The 15,736-nt window shown below is 57.9% G+C and carries 12 protein-coding genes, 3 rRNA genes and 1 pseudogene; 14 read left to right on the top strand and 2 right to left on the bottom strand.

The window, feature by feature from the left end; translation table 11 throughout:
* The 5 genes and pseudogenes from PPTH39_RS19995 to PPTH39_RS23910 form a co-directional block, all read left to right on the top strand.
* Window positions 1-107: ribosomal RNA gene (locus tag PPTH39_RS19995) — 23S ribosomal RNA — on the top strand; the annotation flags it as partial.
* Between the two features lie 148 nt (window positions 108-255).
* Window positions 256-371: ribosomal RNA gene (gene rrf / locus PPTH39_RS19990) — 5S ribosomal RNA — on the top strand.
* A 105-nt stretch (window positions 372-476) separates the two neighbouring features.
* Window positions 477-592 (top strand): 5S ribosomal RNA (gene rrf, locus PPTH39_RS19985).
* Between the two features lie 279 nt (window positions 593-871).
* A pseudogene (locus tag PPTH39_RS23915) lies at window positions 872-1,897 on the top strand (cache domain-containing protein); the annotation flags it as partial.
* A gap of 69 nt (window positions 1,898-1,966) precedes the next feature.
* Entirely contained in the window at window positions 1,967-2,752 is a 786-nt protein-coding gene (locus PPTH39_RS23910; protein WP_370688617.1) for a methyl-accepting chemotaxis protein, read from the top strand.
* Window positions 2,753-2,800: 48 nt separating this feature from the next.
* Here PPTH39_RS23910 and PPTH39_RS19975 read toward each other — a convergent pair whose 3' ends face one another.
* Window positions 2,801-3,499: a GntR family transcriptional regulator gene (locus tag PPTH39_RS19975; RefSeq protein ID WP_130872342.1), complete on the bottom strand. Its 699-nt coding sequence runs from the start codon at window positions 3,497-3,499 to the stop codon at window positions 2,801-2,803.
* A 237-nt stretch (window positions 3,500-3,736) separates the two neighbouring features.
* Between PPTH39_RS19975 and PPTH39_RS19970 the strand changes: the two genes are divergently transcribed.
* From PPTH39_RS19970 to PPTH39_RS19930, 9 genes are all read left to right on the top strand, one after another.
* Window positions 3,737-5,353, top strand: coding sequence for a glycosyltransferase family 39 protein (locus PPTH39_RS19970; protein ID WP_095000656.1), 1,617 nt, complete (start codon window positions 3,737-3,739; stop codon window positions 5,351-5,353).
* Window positions 5,334-5,591 carry a DUF2789 domain-containing protein gene (locus PPTH39_RS19965; RefSeq protein WP_095000657.1) on the top strand — a complete coding sequence of 86 codons (258 nt, stop codon included), beginning with the start codon at window positions 5,334-5,336 and terminating at the stop codon, window positions 5,589-5,591. Before PPTH39_RS19970 ends, PPTH39_RS19965 begins: the two co-directional genes overlap by 20 nt.
* A gap of 100 nt (window positions 5,592-5,691) precedes the next feature.
* The gene (locus PPTH39_RS19960) at window positions 5,692-6,123 is read left to right on the top strand and encodes a MarR family winged helix-turn-helix transcriptional regulator (RefSeq protein ID WP_016782970.1); all 432 of its coding nucleotides are present in this window, start codon (window positions 5,692-5,694) and stop codon (window positions 6,121-6,123) included.
* Window positions 6,120-8,207, top strand: a complete 2,088-nt coding sequence (locus PPTH39_RS19955) for an FUSC family protein (RefSeq protein ID WP_095000658.1) — start codon at window positions 6,120-6,122, stop codon at window positions 8,205-8,207. The genes PPTH39_RS19960 and PPTH39_RS19955 overlap by 4 nt, the downstream gene beginning before the upstream one ends.
* On the top strand, window positions 8,204-8,413 hold the full coding sequence (locus tag PPTH39_RS19950; RefSeq protein WP_016782973.1) for a DUF1656 domain-containing protein: 210 nt from the start codon (window positions 8,204-8,206) through the stop codon (window positions 8,411-8,413). Before PPTH39_RS19955 ends, PPTH39_RS19950 begins: the two co-directional genes overlap by 4 nt.
* The gene (locus PPTH39_RS19945) at window positions 8,410-9,312 is read left to right on the top strand and encodes an efflux RND transporter periplasmic adaptor subunit (RefSeq protein WP_095000659.1); all 903 of its coding nucleotides are present in this window, start codon (window positions 8,410-8,412) and stop codon (window positions 9,310-9,312) included. Before PPTH39_RS19950 ends, PPTH39_RS19945 begins: the two co-directional genes overlap by 4 nt.
* The gene (locus tag PPTH39_RS19940) at window positions 9,309-10,754 is read left to right on the top strand and encodes an efflux transporter outer membrane subunit (protein ID WP_095000660.1); all 1,446 of its coding nucleotides are present in this window, start codon (window positions 9,309-9,311) and stop codon (window positions 10,752-10,754) included. The genes PPTH39_RS19945 and PPTH39_RS19940 overlap by 4 nt, the downstream gene beginning before the upstream one ends.
* Before the next feature lie 106 nt (window positions 10,755-10,860).
* Window positions 10,861-11,505: an NADH:ubiquinone oxidoreductase subunit N gene (locus PPTH39_RS19935; protein WP_095000661.1), complete on the top strand. Its 645-nt coding sequence runs from the start codon at window positions 10,861-10,863 to the stop codon at window positions 11,503-11,505.
* A gap of 129 nt (window positions 11,506-11,634) precedes the next feature.
* On the top strand, window positions 11,635-13,116 hold the full coding sequence (locus PPTH39_RS19930) for a YdgA family protein (protein WP_095000662.1): 1,482 nt from the start codon (window positions 11,635-11,637) through the stop codon (window positions 13,114-13,116).
* A gap of 80 nt (window positions 13,117-13,196) precedes the next feature.
* Here PPTH39_RS19930 and PPTH39_RS19925 read toward each other — a convergent pair whose 3' ends face one another.
* Window positions 13,197-15,650, bottom strand: a complete 2,454-nt coding sequence (locus tag PPTH39_RS19925) for a TonB-dependent receptor (protein ID WP_232527666.1) — start codon at window positions 15,648-15,650, stop codon at window positions 13,197-13,199.
* Window positions 15,651-15,736 lie beyond the last annotated feature (86 nt).

Below are 15,736 nucleotides of genomic sequence, written 5' to 3'. Positions count from 1 at the left end.
TGAGTTCCCTAAAGGGCCGTCGAAGACTACGACGTTGATAGGTTGGGTGTGTAAGCGCTGTGAGGCGTTGAGCTAACCAATACTAATTGCCCGTGAGGCTTGACCATATAACACCCAAGCAATTTGCTTAGAAGCGAATTGCGGTGTGTGAAGACGATACAAACCGAAAGTTTGCGGTTCACAAAACACCACATCTATTACATACCCATTCGCTGGAGCGTAAACCGAAAGGTAAACGACCTGGCTACCGAATTTCTTGACGACCATAGAGCATTGGAACCACCTGATCCCATCCCGAACTCAGTAGTGAAACGATGCATCGCCGATGGTAGTGTGGGGTTTCCCCATGTGAGAGTAGGTCATCGTCAAGATTAAATTCCAAAATCCCTGTCTGCTCGCGCAGACGGGGATTTTGTTTTTATAGAAGTCCCAAGTTTTCGCAGGCACGTTTTGATAACGGATCTGCCACAGAATTTCTTGACGACCATAGAGCATTGGAACCACCTGATCCCATCCCGAACTCAGTAGTGAAACGATGCATCGCCGATGGTAGTGTGGGGTTTCCCCATGTGAGAGTAGGTCATCGTCAAGATTGAATTCCGAAACCCCTGTCTGCTAACGCAGACAGGGGTTTTGTTTTTGCGCGACGTAAATCCCCAGCGCCCTTTCTGTTCGTCTGAACCCCCTTCCAAAAGCCAAACCTCAAATCGCACAGCTGCGCTTTCGTCGGATTAAGCACATTGCCATCAAACGTGGCTAAGTATTCTGCCGTCCGTGCCGACAGCCTGTTGAGCATTGCGTGCGAGCAGAGCTGCCAACAGGTTGCACACACCGTACGCATCCCAACTTTTGGCATAAGAAGTCCCATGCTATGAATCTCAAGTTCAGTCATAAAATCCTTCTGGCCGCTTCAGGCGTCGTGGTTCTGGCGTTTGCGTTATTCACGTTGTACAACGACTATCTGCAGCGCGACACCATCAAGCAGAACATCGAGTCCTCGGTGCAACAGGCTGGCAACCTGACAGCCAGCAGCGTTCAGAACTGGCTTGGTGGCCGCATTCTGGTGCTGGAGAGCCTGGCACAGAATATTGCGCAGCAAGGCAGCCAGGCTGATCTCCCTGGCCTGGTTGATCAGCCGGCATTCACCTCCAACTTTCAGTTCACCTACGTCGGGCAAGCCAATGGCGTGTTTACTCAACGCCCTGACGCGACCATGCCTGCAGGTTATGACCCCCGCGAGCGCCCCTGGTACAAGCAAGCTGTAGGCGCCGGTCAGACCATGTTGACACCTCCTTATATGGCAGCTGTCGGAGGCCTGATTGTGACCATCGCCATGCCCGTTAAAAAAGGCGGTGAGTTGTTGGGTGTGGTGGGAGGTGACCTGAGCCTGGACAGCCTGGTCAAAATCATCAATTCGGTTGATTCCGGTGGCCTGGGCTACGCGTTTCTGGTGAGCAGTGATGGCCAGGTTATCGTTAGCCCGGATAAAGATCAGGTGATGAAGAACCTGAAGGACATTTACCCGGTCAGTACTCTGCGCATCGAGAAGGGCATTCAGGAAGTGACGCTCAATGGTCATGAGCGGATTATTTCCTTTACCCCGGTGACAGGCCTGCCGTCCGCGGATTGGTATATCGGTCAATCAATAGACAAAGAAAAAGCATACGCGCCGCTGTCTAAATTCCGTACGTCTGCGTTGATTGCAATGTTTATTGCAGTGGCCGCGATTGCGTTGTTGTTGAGTTTGTTGATCCGTGTACTGATGCGTCCACTGACCACCATGGGCCGTGCGATGCAGGATATCGCCCAGGGCGAGGGTGACTTGACGCGCCGTCTGGTCATTGAGAACAAGGACGAATTCGGTGAACTGGCCAGCTCGTTCAACCAGTTTGTCGAGCGTATCCACGCCTCGATCAGCGAAGTGTCTTCTGCTACTCGTCAGGTTCATGACCTGTCACACCGCGTTATGGCCTCGTCCAACGCTTCCATTGTCGGCTCGGACGAGCAAAGTGCGCGCACCAACAGTGTCGCCGCGGCGATCAATGAACTGGGTGCCGCCACCCAGGAAATCGCCCGCAACGCCGCCGATGCTTCGCAACATGCAAGCGGTGCCAGCGAGCAGGCAGATGACGGTCGCAAAGTGGTTGAACAGACCATCCAGGCCATGACCGAGCTATCGCAGAAGATCAGTTTGTCGTGTGCGCAAATAGAAACCCTGAATGCCAGCACCGACAACATCGGGCACATTCTGGATGTGATCAAAGGTATCTCTCAGCAGACTAACCTGCTGGCCCTCAACGCAGCCATTGAGGCTGCGCGTGCGGGCGAAGCGGGTCGAGGGTTTGCGGTGGTGGCGGATGAGGTGCGCAACCTCGCCCACCGCACTCAGGAGTCGGCAGAGGAGATACATAAAATGATCACCTCGCTGCAGGTAGGCTCCCGCGAAGCGGTCAGCACCATGAATGCGAGTCAGGTCTCCAGCGAGGAGAGTGTCGAGGTCGCCAATCAGGCGGGTGCCCGTTTGATCAGCGTGACTCAGCGCATCGATGAGATCGACGGTATGAACCAGTCGGTTGCCGCCGCCACTGAAGAGCAAACGGCAGTGGTCGAAACCCTCAATGTGGATATCAACCAGATCAACTTGCTTAACCAGCAAGGTGTGGTGAACCTTAACGAAACCCTTAAGGACTGCGATGCGCTATCGCAGCAGGCCAGCCGTCTCAAGCAACTGGTCGACAGTTTCAAAATCTGAAACCCGCAGGTCAGCAATAAGTTATCCACAGCCCTGGCGATTCATATGTCAGGGCTGTTTTGTTTTGACCATGCTCAAGTAGTAGGTAATAGCCTTCACCCCGCGCTGCAGGTGCAACTCCAGCTCTGCAATACAAGCCTCGAAATCTCTGGCCCGGGCATAACGCAACAACGCACGGTGATCGTCCTGGCACAACTTGCCAAGGTTCATCTGCTCAAGGTTGAAGCGTAGAAAACGCTCTTCTTCAATTAGCCCGGCCTCAATGAGTGCCAGCAGTTTTTTATTAGGAGCCTTGCAGTAAAGCGCCTGATGAAATTGCCGATTGAGTGTGCCGATTTTTCCGAAGTCTTTTTCGATCTCGAGCGCTTCGATATAGCCCTCGGCTTCTTCGAAATCCTCTTTGCTCAACAGTGGTACTGACAGGCGCAGTGCCTGGGCTTCGAGCAACTGTCGCAGTTCATAGGTCTCGAGCGAGTTGTCTTCAATCAAAGGAGCGACCACGGCACCCTTGTATTGCACGACCTGCAGCAAACCTTGAGCTTCCAGCTGACGCAGTGCTTCGCGTACAGGCATACGGCTGACGCCAAACAACTTCGCCAGTGCTTCCTGGCGAATGGCTGTACCGCAAGGCAAACGGCCATCAAGAATGGCGTTGCGCAAGGTTTCTTCGATCTCCGAGCGCGCCAGGTGAGCGGGTATGGGACCCGACACAACTATGCTGTTTAAGGGATTGTTTTTAACGGCCACGTTGCGACTACCTGTGCCGACGAACCGGCATACTTGTTTGGATCCAATTCAAGTTAGGTACTGACCTGATTGCTGTCAAACCTTGTTACGCATAGTTTAGCGTGACTGCGGGATAAGAGATTGCATGGGGCCACTATCTTTCTTGGCGGGTGCCCTCCCTTTTGTTATGGGCTGTGCCCTACAATCGCCGAAGTTAGAGCTGCCCGATTTGCAGCACCAATGCACAGCAGGTGAGGGATGGGCGTACTCAGCAACAACGATGTGGGTGAGCAACGGTTTGAACTCCTGTTACAGCCCTCTAACGTTTTTTCCAGCCTGATTCGTCAGCCGTGGCTGTGGTGTATTTTGCTGCTGGCCGCAGGAGTACGCTTTTACGGTTTCACCGCCTCGGCGATCTGGTGCGACGAAGGCTCCAGCCTGATGCTGAGCGACTACCCGCTGTCGGGGATCTGGTTTCATGCTGCGCACGATGTTCACCCTCCGTTGTATTTCATGCTGTTGCACGGCTGGATAGCGCTGTTTGGTGACAGCCTGGTCTCGATTCGTTCCCTGAGTGTCCTGCCCGGCATTGCCACGGTATTTTTCGGTATCTGGCTGGTACGGCTGGTGGCCACCCCGCGGGCTGCATTGCTGGCGGGCCTGCTGCTGGCGTTATTGCCTACCGCCGTGCGCTACAGCCAGGAAGTGAGGATGTATTCACTGATGGGGTTGTGGCTGATAGCTGCCACAATCGCGCTGGTGTACTGGGTCAAGGCCCCGCATAAGTATCGCTACCCGGTGCTCTACACCGTGCTGATGGCGGCTGCTTTTTACACCCATTACTTCACTGCGTTTTGTGTAATGGCCCATTGGCTGTACCTGTTGCTAAGTGGCCGCAGCAGCGGCTGGCTGATCAGGCGCCCGGCCTGGTGGCTGGTTAACGTTGCCATTGTGCTGTTGTTCCTGCCCTGGCTGCCGGGGTTGGTGGATTTGCTGCAACATATGGATGAACTCAAGAGTGGCGGTGATGTGGGGTGGGAGCCTGCAGTCGATGCCCGCTCCTTGCCCGCCATGACGTGGCAGCTGTTGATACAGGATGAAGGCGACTACCTGCCCTGGCCGTTGTTCTGGCTGGCACCGCTGGCACTGCTTGGCGGCGTCGCAGGAATGGCTGTACGCGATTCAAGCCCGCATAAATTCATCACGTTGATCGTGATCTACACCCTGCTGCCGATCCTGGCCATTTACGCCGTATCCTTTATCTCGCCTCTGTTTATCGAACGCTATGTGATGTTTGCAGCGTTGGGTTTGCCGCTGCTTGTGGCGATTGCAGTCGATCAACTGTTCAAGCGCAAGCGGGCGCTGGCCATAGCGCTGCTGACACTGTTCATTGGCGCCGAAGTGACGGGCTTGCGCAGCAACTTCAGCAGCGATGCCGATCATTTTGATCGTCTGGTGGAGCACGTTAACCAGCAGTTCAAACCCGGTGACCGGATCGTCGTCAGTGACTTGTTCTGGTACTTCAGCTTTGTCTATTACAACAAGACCGGATTTCAACCGATGCTCTATACGCCGCCCCTGGAAGATGGCACTTCAGGGCGCCCGAATGACTATGGCTTTGGCACGCTGGTAAATGGCCACGGCACAAGTATCTATGTCGATCGCCTGAGCGATATGCCCCCAGGCCCGGGTCGTATCTGGCTGATCAGCAGCAAACTGCAGCCCGACGACTTCAGTGCAATTCCCATGGATTGGCGCAAAGCACAGGACCTGGCCGTCGATGACACTCAGGCTCGTCTATATTTGACCTGCGTTGCCGCCAAATGCGGCTCTGAACCTGAATGGAGTCAACTCGATGCAAAAGCCAACCCATAGCCTGCCATCCTTGTTCAAGCAGCTGGGCCTGCCGTCCAGCCCGGAAGATATCGAAAAGTTTGTCACCACCCACTCGCCACTCAAGCCTGACCTCAAGCTTGAAGATGCTTTTTTCTGGACGCCCGCCCAAGCGGCTTTTTTGCGTGAGGAGCATCTTGAAGACGCTGACTGGGCTGAAGTTGTCGACCAATTGAATCTGATGCTGCGGCAAAAACCTGTCACGGGCCCTAAGAAATAAATAGCAACACTTGACTGTGCTCATCTGGCCGCGCAATATTAATAGTTAGCAAACTAACATTATGTGACGCCTCTTGCCTGACACTCTCGATCCACTGCAAATGAGCATCAGCACCGGCATGGTGGTTGCGACTCGCCATTGGCGTCGCGTCTGCCAGGCCACGCTGGTCAACTATGGTATTTCCGAAGCCTGCGCCATGCCGCTGCTGATCATCGGCCGCCTGGGTGAGGGTGTGCGGCAAGTCACCGTGGCCCACGCTGCCGGGATGGAAAGCCCGTCGCTGGTGCGCTTGCTCGATCAACTGTGCAAGGCTGGCTATGTGCGCCGCTGTGAAGATGCCAGCGACCGCCGCGCCAAAACCCTGAGCCTGACCGACACCGGGCGTGCTCTGGTGCAATCGATTGAAGCTCAGCTTGTACAACTGAGAAGGGCCGCTCTGGCCGATATTCCAGTGGCTGACCAGGAAGCTGCGTTGCGTGTGATCAAAGCCTTCGAAGCTGCCGGACAACTGCCTGACGGGGCTGCCTCTTGAACGGTTTTTTCAGCAGCATGCCGCCTGCCCGCGACTGGTTCTACGGGGTACGTACCTTCGCCGCGTCGATGATCGCGCTGTATATCGCCTTGCTGATGGAAATGCCTCGCCCTTACTGGGCCATGGCTACGGTCTATATCGTCTCCAGCCCCTTTGTCGGGCCCACCAGCTCCAAGGCCGTGTACCGCGCCCTGGGCACGCTGATAGGCGCTGCTGCAGCGGTATTTTTTGTGCCGCTGTTTGTCCAGACACCGTTCTTGCTGGTGCTGGTGATTGCCCTCTGGACGGGCATTTTGTTGTTCCTGTCGCTGCACCTGCGCACCGCCAACAGCTACGTGTTCATGCTCGCCGGCTACACCATGCCCATGATCGCCCTGCCGATTGTGGATAACCCGCTGAATGTGTTCGACATCGCCGTTTCGCGTACTGAAGAAATCATGCTCGGTATCGTCTGCGCGGCGGTCGTAGGCAGCATGTTCTGGCCTCGGCGCCTGACGCCGGTATTTATCGACGCGGCGGCCAAGTGGTTTGCCGATGCGAGCAATTACAGCAAGCACTTTCTGGCCCGCGATGTCGAACCCAGCAAAGCCAGTGGCCTGCGTTCATCAATGGTGGCGACGTTCAACAGCCTTGAAATGATGATTGGCCAGTTGCCCCATGAGGGCGCGCACCCGCAGACCGTGCGCAACACCAAAGAGCTGCGTGGACGCATGATCCACCTGCTGCCGGTGGTCGATGCCCTGGACGATGCACTCTATGCGCTGGAGCGTCGCGCTCCGGAGCTGCTCGACAAGGTCACGCCATTGCTCGACCACGCCCAGGCATGGCTTGAGCGCACCCGTGAGGGCGCCTCGATCCAGCAGTGGCAAGCATTGCGCCATGAACTTGAAGCGTTGCAGCCCAGTGCCGCCGCCCTGGATGATCGGCGCCAACTGGTGCTCTCCAACGTGCTGTACCGGCTGGGTGAGTGGATCGACCTGTGGCAAGACTGCCGCAGCCTGCAAGAGGCCATCTCGACCGGTAACCAGGATGTCTGGCGTGCAGTCTATCGGCATTGGCGCCTGGGTCGCCTGACGCCGTTCCTGGATCGCGGGCTGATGCTTTATTCAGCGTTCTCTACCGTCACCGCGATTGTCGTCGCCTCGGTGTTGTGGATTCTGCTCGGCTGGACTGACGGCGCCAGTGCGGTGATTCTGGCCGCCGTGGCCTGCAGCTTTTTTGCCGCGATGGACGATCCGGCGCCACAGATCTACCGGTTCTTTTTCTGGACCTCGCTGTCGGTGCTGTTTGCCAGCCTCTACCTGTTTGTGATCCTGCCCAACCTGCATGACTTCCCGATGCTGGTGCTGGCGTTTGCCGTGCCGTTTATCTGCGTCGGCACCCTGACCGTGCAACCGCGCTTTTACCTGGGCACCTTGCTGACTATCGTCAACACCGCCTCGTTTATCAGTATCCAGGGCGCCTACGACGCGGACTTCATGGTGTTTATGAACGCCAACCTGGCCGGCCCCGTCGGCCTGCTGTTTGCCTTCGTCTGGACCCTGATCGCGCGCCCGTTCGGTGCCGAACTGGCGGCCAAGCGCCTGACCCGCTTCAGCTGGCGTGACATTGTCAGCCTGACCCAGCCCGCCACCCTGGCCGAACACCGGCAAATGGGCGCGCAAATGCTCGACCGCCTGATGCAGCACTTGCCGCGTCTGGCCCTGACCGGGCAGGACACCGGCAGCGCCTTGCGTGACCTGCGGGTGGCCCTCAACCTGCTCGATCTGCTGGCCTACGCACCCAGGGTTACGGGCGGGCCGCAACTGTTGCTGCGCCAGGTGGTCAGTGATGTGGGTGACTACTTTTGTGCCTGCCTCAAGGCGGGTGAGCGCCTGCCAATGCCAATGGGCCTGCAAATGACCATGGACCGCACGCGTCGCGCCCTCAACGCCAATGACCTGCAAGCCGAAGGCGAGGCACGAGTGCATCTGTTGCACGCCCTCAGCGGCCTGCGTCTGGCGCTGCTGCCCGGTGTCGAATTTATTGTCGACAACGACGACCGGCCACATCCCCAGGCCCACATTGAGGGAGCGCCGCTATGATCGGTGACGTAGATATCAGCGGGGTTTTCCTGCCCACGCTCCTGGTACTGATGGGCATCACCTACTTGTTGTTTCTGGTGGTTCACGGGTTACTCACCCGTGTGCACTTTTACCGCCTGGTCTGGCACCGGGCTTTGTTCAACGTCGGTCTCTACGCTCTGTTACTCGGCGTTGTGGATTCGTTCAGTCGATATCTGATGACATGAAAAAACCTTTACTGACCCTGGGCCGTGTCGTTCTCACCTTATTGGTGGTGACGTTTGCCTGCGTCGTGGTCTGGCGCATGACCATGTACTACATGTTTGCTCCCTGGACCCGTGACGCCCACATTCGCGCCGACATCGTGCAAATCGCCCCCGACGTGTCGGGCCTGATCAAGCAGGTGGATGTGCGTGACAACCAGCCCGTCAGCCGTGATCAGGTGTTGTTTGTCATCGACCAGGAGCGCTTCAAGCTGGCGCTGCGTCAGGCCGAAGCCACCGTGGCCGATCGCAAGGAGACCCTGGCCCAGGCCCAACGTGAGAGCCGCCGTAACAAAGGCCTGGGCAACCTGGTCGCCCGCGAACAGCTCGAAGAAAGCCAGTCCCGTGAAATGCGCGCCCAGGCCGCACTGATAGAGGCCCAAGTGGCCGTGGACAGCGCCCAGCTCAATCTGGATCGTACGGTGGTGCGCAGCCCCGTCGATGGTTACGTCAACGACCGGGCTCCACGGGTCAATGAGTTCGTCACGGCGGGGCGGCCGGTCTTGTCGATCGTCGACAGCAGCTCGTTCCATATCGACGGCTATTTTGAAGAAACCAAACTCGATGGCATCCATGTCGGCCAAAGCGTCGATATCCGTGTCATTGGTGATAACGCACGTTTGCGCGGGCATGTTGAAAGCATTGTGGCGGGCATCGAAGACCGTGACCGCACCAGTGGCCAGAACCTGCTGCCCAACGTCAACCCTGCGTTCAGCTGGGTGCGATTGGCGCAACGGATTCCGGTACGCATCGTGTTTGACGACGTGCCTGAAGACTTTCGCATGATTGCCGGGCGCACCGCGACCGTGTCCATCATCGAAGATTCGGCCAAAGCCCAGCCTGCCCCGGAGCGCGCGCAATGAAAGCCGTTCGCCTGGCAGCCGTAGGACTTGGGCTGCTGCTGTCCGGTTGCCAACTGCTTGGCCCTGATTACCAATTGCCCAAAGACGCGGCCATGCAGCGCCCGGACTTGCAGGGCCAACTGGCTGGCGAGGGCGCCAACGTGGTGTCCGCCCCGGTTCCAGTTGACTGGTGGAAGCTCTATGAGGACCCCAGGCTCAATGAACTGGTGCGCCAGGCGCTGGCCTCCAACACTGATCTGCGGGTCGCTGCGGCGAACCTGTCGCGGGCGCGGGCCCAGGTTGAGCAGGCACAGTCGGCCGGTGGCTGGAGTGGTTCTGTGAAAGCGGGCGCCCAGCGCCTGCAGGAGTCCGGTGAAGCGTTCCTGCTGGCGGACAAGGTGCCGGTAGCCAATGTCGGTGATCTGGGTATCAGCACTTCATACCAGTTCGACTTGTGGGGCACTTTGCAGCGCGGGATCGAAGCGGCACAGGCCAACGCCGACGCGACTCAGGCTGCCGCCGACACCGCGCGCATCACTCTGGTGGCGGATGTGGTGCGGGCGTACACCCAAGTGTGCGCAGCCAATGAGGAACACCACATCGCAGAAGAGTCCCTCAAGCTGCAAGCGCAAAGTACCAGCCTGACCCAGCGCCTGCGTGATGCGGGTCGCGGTGATGAAACCCAGGTCACCCGTTCTGAAACCCAGTTCAAATCGTTGCGCGCAGAATTGCCCCGTTACGAAGCATTGCGCCAGTCCGGCCTGTTCCGTTTGTCGATGTTGCTGGCCAGGCCGCTGGATCAACTGCCCGCCGGTGTGGCTACCTGCGCCGAGCTGCCGCATATCGCGCAATTGCTGCCCGTGGGGGACGGTGCAGCACTGCTTAAACGCCGCCCGGACGTGCGTCAGGCCGAACGCCATCTGGCCGCCGCCACCGCCGAAATCGGTGTGGCCACAGGTTCGCTGTACCCGGACATCAGCATCGGTGCCAGCATTGGCACAGTGGGGATTATCGACAACCTGGGCACGGCCCCTACTAACCGCTGGGGCTTCGGCCCGATGCTGAGCTGGACGATTCCGACCAATGGCTCGCGAGCCCGAATTCGTGAGGCCGAGGCGGTGACTCAAGGCGCTTTGGCCAAGTTTGACGGTGTGGTGCTCAATGCCATCCGTGAAACCCAGACCAGCCTGGTGCAATACACGGCGTTGCTGCAGCGCCGTGATGCCCTGGCAGAGGCCGAGTTGTCGGCCAAAACGGCGGCCGACCAGACCCATCAGTTCTTCCAGGCGGGGCGCGAGTCATTCCTGGCCGATCTGCAGGCAACCCGCACCTACACTGACATGCGCGCGCAATTGTCGGCGGCCAACACCCAGGTTGCCATGAGTCAGATCGATCTGTTCCTGGCCCTGGGTGGGGGCTGGGAAAGTGGACGAACGCAAGCGGCGACAAACGCCAAACCCTGACAGCGTTGCTATGCTCTGAATTATCGGTATCAGAACGATGGTTCAGGGCGTTTGCGGTCTGTAGCCCTCCTCATCGTGCAGACCATGCCTGATGGGGATACTAATAATGAAAAACCCTTATGCTCCCGGCTTCTGGTGTGCAGTGGCAGCCGTGGTGCTGCTTTCGGCGACCTACTTCTACGGCATCATGCTGGCGCACCAGATCGACAAGGCAATGATCTTTCTCGATAGCGCGAGTGCGTTGATTGCCGTTCTGGCCATAGTGGTGGTGGCCTGCGCCTCGGTGCAAACCCGGCAGATCAAAAAACGCCAGATCAACCAGGGCCAGACCCGCGTCCTGATCTGGGACACCAAGGTTGCCCTGCGGCGGGTAGAGACGGTATTTGACCGCTATTTCTGGGGCAGTTACTGGCAACCGGGCCGGACCTTCCAGGAGTTTATGGGCGAACTTACCGGCACCCCGCTGGAAAAAAGCCTCGAAGCCCTCAAGACCCAATGCCTGAAACTCGACAAGGCCCTGCCATCCGAGGAGCGCCAATGGCTCGACACTGCGCGTGAGCTCTCGAATGTCGCGGCAGCGATGGCGCGTGAGCGTTATCAGCTGGATTACTCGGACGTTTCTTTTAATTCCGTAGGAGAAACATGCATCGACCATGATCTGGAAGTGCTGGTGTACACCTGGAGTGCCAGTCTCAAGAGTTTCGACCACCAGCTCGACGAAATTGACCAGCGTTACGCCCAACCTGCATAAAGCCAGGTATCACGTTGGAGGAGCGTCTGCTCTGCTGCCAGTGTTAATCTGCTAGCACTTTTCGGCCCATGAAGGGCTTGGCAAAGACCGCTTTACTTTCAACATAACGGACATTGAACGGGTCAATTGATGAATAAACCATTAGGTGTGCTGGTAGGGATCGTTGTTGTCGCCGGGGCGCTGAATACCGCTGGCGCGTGGTATACCGGCAGCAAAATCGAGGGTGTGTTGCAGACCTCGATCGAGCAGACCAACCAGGAGCTGGCCAAGCAGCTGCAAGGCACCACCACTCACGGCACTATTGAGCTGGTTTCCATTGAGCGCAACCTCTACAGCAGCACCGCGCACTATCGCCTGAAGATCCAGGACGACAAGGCGGGCCCGGATGCGAAGCCGGTGGAATTGCTGTTTGTCGATAATATCGAGCATGGTCCATTGCCGTGGTCGCGTATCAAGACGTTCAAGTGGATGCCAGTGATGGCGGTCAGCAATTACTCGCTGGAAAAAACCCCATTTACCGAAAAGTGGTTTGCCGCAACCAAGGATCAGGCTCCGCTCAAAGGTCAGGTCACCCTGGGTTACGACCGCTCGGTTGACGGTCATATGGAGCTGATGGCACTGGAGACCCAGCTGGACGAGCACTCCACCTTCAGCTTCTCGGGCATGACCATGCAAGCCCAGACCGATGCCGATGGCCAGAACCTCAAGGCCAAAGGCTATATGGACCACCTCAAGCTCAATGCGATCACGATTGAGAACCCGCCGGTAACGGTCGAGCTCAACGGCCTGACCCTGGCCAGTGACCTGAAGAAGACCGACTTTGGCTTCTATCTCGGGCAGAACGTGATGGCGCTGAGCGAAGGTCAGCTGACTTATGGCGTCAAGCAATCGGTGATCAAACTCAAGAACTTCGAGTACACGGATTCTGCTTCCGCCAATGGCAACCTGATGTCCGGGCGTCTGGCCTATAACGTCGGTGATATCACCCTGGATGGCAAGCCGGTGGGCAGTGCGCAAATGGTACTGACTGCCAGCAGCCTGGATATCCCGGCCATGCAGGCGCTGCTGCAGATTTATCAGAACAAGTTCCAGCCTCAGGCCGACGGTACCCTGCCGCAAACCCCGCTGACCCCGGCGGAGCAAGTGCAGATGCAGCTTCAGGTTGAAAAAATTCTGGCTGCCAAACCGCAACTGGCGTTGGAGAAATTCACGATCAAGACCGCCAATGGTGAAAGCCAGCTCAACGTTGTCATGGGGCTGGCCAAGCCGACCTCATTTGAGCAGCCGCCAGTTGACGTTACCAAGCAGATGCTGACCGCGCTGGATGCCAAGCTGTTGCTGTCCAAGCCGATGATTGCTGATTTGTCAGCGGTGCAGGCACAGTTGGTTGGCCAGACCGATCCGCAAGCCATTGCCAAGATGGCCAGCATGAACAGCGAGATGGCAGGCGTGATGGCGGTGCAAACCGGGCTGGCCAAAGTGGAGGGCAACAACATCCTGGCTTCGCTCAATTACGCTGATGGCCAGGTGGATCTCAATGGCCAGAAAATGAGCCTTGAAGACTTCATCACTGCGATGAGTACCCGCTTTGGTGGTGTGGCCAGCCAGTAAAGCCGCGACTTAAACTGTGGGAGCGAGCCTGCTCGCGAACGATCTTCGCGAGCAGGCTCGCTCCCACTGTCTTGCTCTGTTCAATAAGCCAATGACCAGGTCATGGTGTATGTGCGGCCACGGCCCTGATAGTCATACAGATACTCCGGGCCGTAGGTCGGCGAGTAGAACAGCGCCGCACGCTGGCCCCAGACCGTGCTGTACTCCTTGTCCAGCAGGTTCTGGATGCCGGCGCTGAACGTGCCGAATTCAGTCTCCTGGCTGCCCATCAAGTCGAACGTGGTGTAACCGCTGATCTTGTGGTCGGAATCGTCTTTAAGCGTAAAGGCATGGTTACCCTGCAAGCGCACATTGCGCCCATCACCGTGCCAGCCAACAAACGCGGTGGATTTGGACAATGACGCATACCGGGCGTCACGCTTCATCCAGTCGCCTTGCGCGTCCTCTTCCTCTGAACGTACCAGATGCAAGGTGCCGCCTGCGTCCCAACCGTTATTGAAGTGACGGGTCAGCGCGCCTTCAAAGCCAAAATCACGGCTCTTCTTGTCGGTTACATCAATCGTCAGCGTGGCAGCGTCCGTGGTGATGACCTTGTCAGACCAGATGTAATAGATCGCCGCCTGCGCGTCCCAATCCACATCGGCAAAGCGCCAGCCGGTTTCGACCTGACGGCTCTTGATCCCGGCCAACGGGTTGTCTTTGACGCTCAGCCCCGCCTTGCCGTAGTACTTGGCCGGGTCCGGCAAATCAAAGCCTTCGCTGTAGTTGACCCAGGTTTGATGGCCATTCTTGAAGTCATAAATGGCGCCCAGGTTGAACAGGTTGACCGCGTAGTCGTTGCTGCCACCGGCAATGCCCTTGAACACACCGACATCGACGTCCATTTGCTGGCGCCGCGCGCCGCCAGACAGGGTCAGGGCATCGGTAAGTTTCCAGTCAAGCTGGGCGTAGGCCGAATGCCCATCAACCCGGTAACTTGGGTAGCGCGGGGACTTGCTTTGGGTGACCAGGTCCAGGCCGCCGCTTTCGGAAGAGATAGCCGAATCGAACACGCTTTGTTCGGCATTGAAGCGCTCGCGGTCGAGGTCTACGCCATAGGTCAGCTTCAGGCTGTCCCATTGTTTGGCAAACAGCGCCTTGAGGCTGGTGACTTCGAAGTTCTGCTGCGAAGCGGCGAAGTACACGCCCTTGGAACCCTGCGGTTTACCGGCGTTGTAGTACGGAAACGGATAGAAATTGTTGTCTTCCTTGCGGTACGAGCCCTGCAAGTAGAAGTCCTGGCCCAGCAGGTCGGCGTGGTGATAGTTGGCGTTGAACAGCAGGCGCTTGGAACGCGGCTCCAGGTCGGTGTCGTAGCCGCTGCGGATTTCGGCGTCTTCGAGATTGGACGGTGCTTTGTCGTGCAGGTTGGGGAAGTAAATCCCGACGCTGCCGTTGTTCCCCGAATCATAGTACTGGGCCAGCAAGTCCAGGTCCTGTACGTCATCGAGCTTGATTGCCAGGCTGCCCATCAGGTCCAGGGTGCGGTTGTATTGCAGGTCGGTCTGGGTGTTGTCGATAAATACCTGATCGCCTTTACCATCGTAAAAGGCTTCGTTCTGTTCACCGGAAATCCCCAGGCGGCCATAGACCCGATCAGTGCCCCCGCTGACGGATTGTGAAATGCGGCTGGAGAGGTCGTCGCTGTTGTTGAAACCGCTGGTGGCGGACAGCTCTGTTTCGAATTGCGCGGGGCCGGGGGTGCCCTTTTTGGTCACGATATTGATGATCCCGCCTGTGGCGCCACCACCGTACAGCGCGCTGGCGCCGGACAGCACTTCGATCCGCTCTACGTTGAACGGCGAGATGCTGTCGAACTGGCGCGACAGCCCTCGCGAGCTGTTCTGGCTGACGCCGTCGATCATCACCAGCACGTTGCGCCCGCGCATGTTCTGGCCGTAGTTGCTGCGCCCTTCGGGCGCCAGGTCGAGCCCCGGCACCAGTTTGCCGATGGCTTCCTTGAGGGTGACACCAGTGTCCAGTTGCTCCTGCAACTGCACCTGGTCGACCACCCACACGGTGCCCGGGATTTCACTGATGGAGGTGCTGGTACGGGCGCCGACGCTGACTTCCAGGGCCTTGAGTTGCAGGCTCTGAGCGGGGGCTTGAGGTTTACCCAAGATGACGGTGCGGGCATCGCTGAATTGCCAGACCAGACCGCTGTCTTTGAGTAGCGATTGCAGGGCCTGTTCAACACTCATCTCCCCCCGCAGCGCCTGGCTGTGCAAGCCGGCGACTTCGGCTGAGGTAAACAGCAGGTGCAAATCGGCTTGATCGGCAAACTGGGTGAGCGCCTGATCGAGGTCCTGGGCCCTGACGTCCACGCTGACCTGGCGGGTGTGCTGGGACGTGCCGGGCGTGGCCGCAGTTGCGGTCTGGGCACTGGCTTGCAGCGGGCCTCCCAGGCTGGCCAGCAAGGCTGTGGCTACGAATACCTGGCGCAGTCGCTGTTCGTTTAGGTGTGCGCCACGCGGCTTCTTGACGTGCTCGACCATTGCGTTTTTGATCCTTGTTCGAGGTTTTTTATATCGCGAATGGGAACGGATTCGTTCCTGGTCTTACTACGACGATATGCCCGACA

It is taken from the genome of Pseudomonas bubulae (genome assembly GCF_900618535.1).
Classification (GTDB): domain Bacteria; phylum Pseudomonadota; class Gammaproteobacteria; order Pseudomonadales; family Pseudomonadaceae; genus Aquipseudomonas; species Aquipseudomonas bubulae.
Note: the sequence above shows the minus strand (reverse complement) of the source record. Positions and strands in the feature narration are given on the sequence as shown.

Bases quoted from the DNA above. Each gene is read 5' to 3' on its own strand.
- PPTH39_RS23910 (WP_370688617.1), top strand. From the start codon at position 1,967: ATGGCCTCGTCCAACGCTTCCATTGTCGGCTCGGACGAGCAAAGTGCG.
- PPTH39_RS19970 (WP_095000656.1), top strand. From the start codon at position 3,737: ATGGGCGTACTCAGCAACAACGATGTGGGTGAGCAACGGTTTGAACTC.
- PPTH39_RS19965 (WP_095000657.1), top strand. From the start codon at position 5,334: ATGCAAAAGCCAACCCATAGCCTGCCATCCTTGTTCAAGCAGCTGGGC.
- PPTH39_RS19960 (WP_016782970.1), top strand. From the start codon at position 5,692: ATGAGCATCAGCACCGGCATGGTGGTTGCGACTCGCCATTGGCGTCGC.
- PPTH39_RS19950 (WP_016782973.1), top strand. From the start codon at position 8,204: ATGATCGGTGACGTAGATATCAGCGGGGTTTTCCTGCCCACGCTCCTG.
- PPTH39_RS19945 (WP_095000659.1), top strand. From the start codon at position 8,410: ATGAAAAAACCTTTACTGACCCTGGGCCGTGTCGTTCTCACCTTATTG.
- PPTH39_RS19940 (WP_095000660.1), top strand. From the start codon at position 9,309: ATGAAAGCCGTTCGCCTGGCAGCCGTAGGACTTGGGCTGCTGCTGTCC.
- PPTH39_RS19935 (WP_095000661.1), top strand. From the start codon at position 10,861: ATGAAAAACCCTTATGCTCCCGGCTTCTGGTGTGCAGTGGCAGCCGTG.
- PPTH39_RS19930 (WP_095000662.1), top strand. From the start codon at position 11,635: ATGAATAAACCATTAGGTGTGCTGGTAGGGATCGTTGTTGTCGCCGGG.
- PPTH39_RS19925 (WP_232527666.1), bottom strand. From the start codon at position 15,650: ATGGTCGAGCACGTCAAGAAGCCGCGTGGCGCACACCTAAACGAACAG.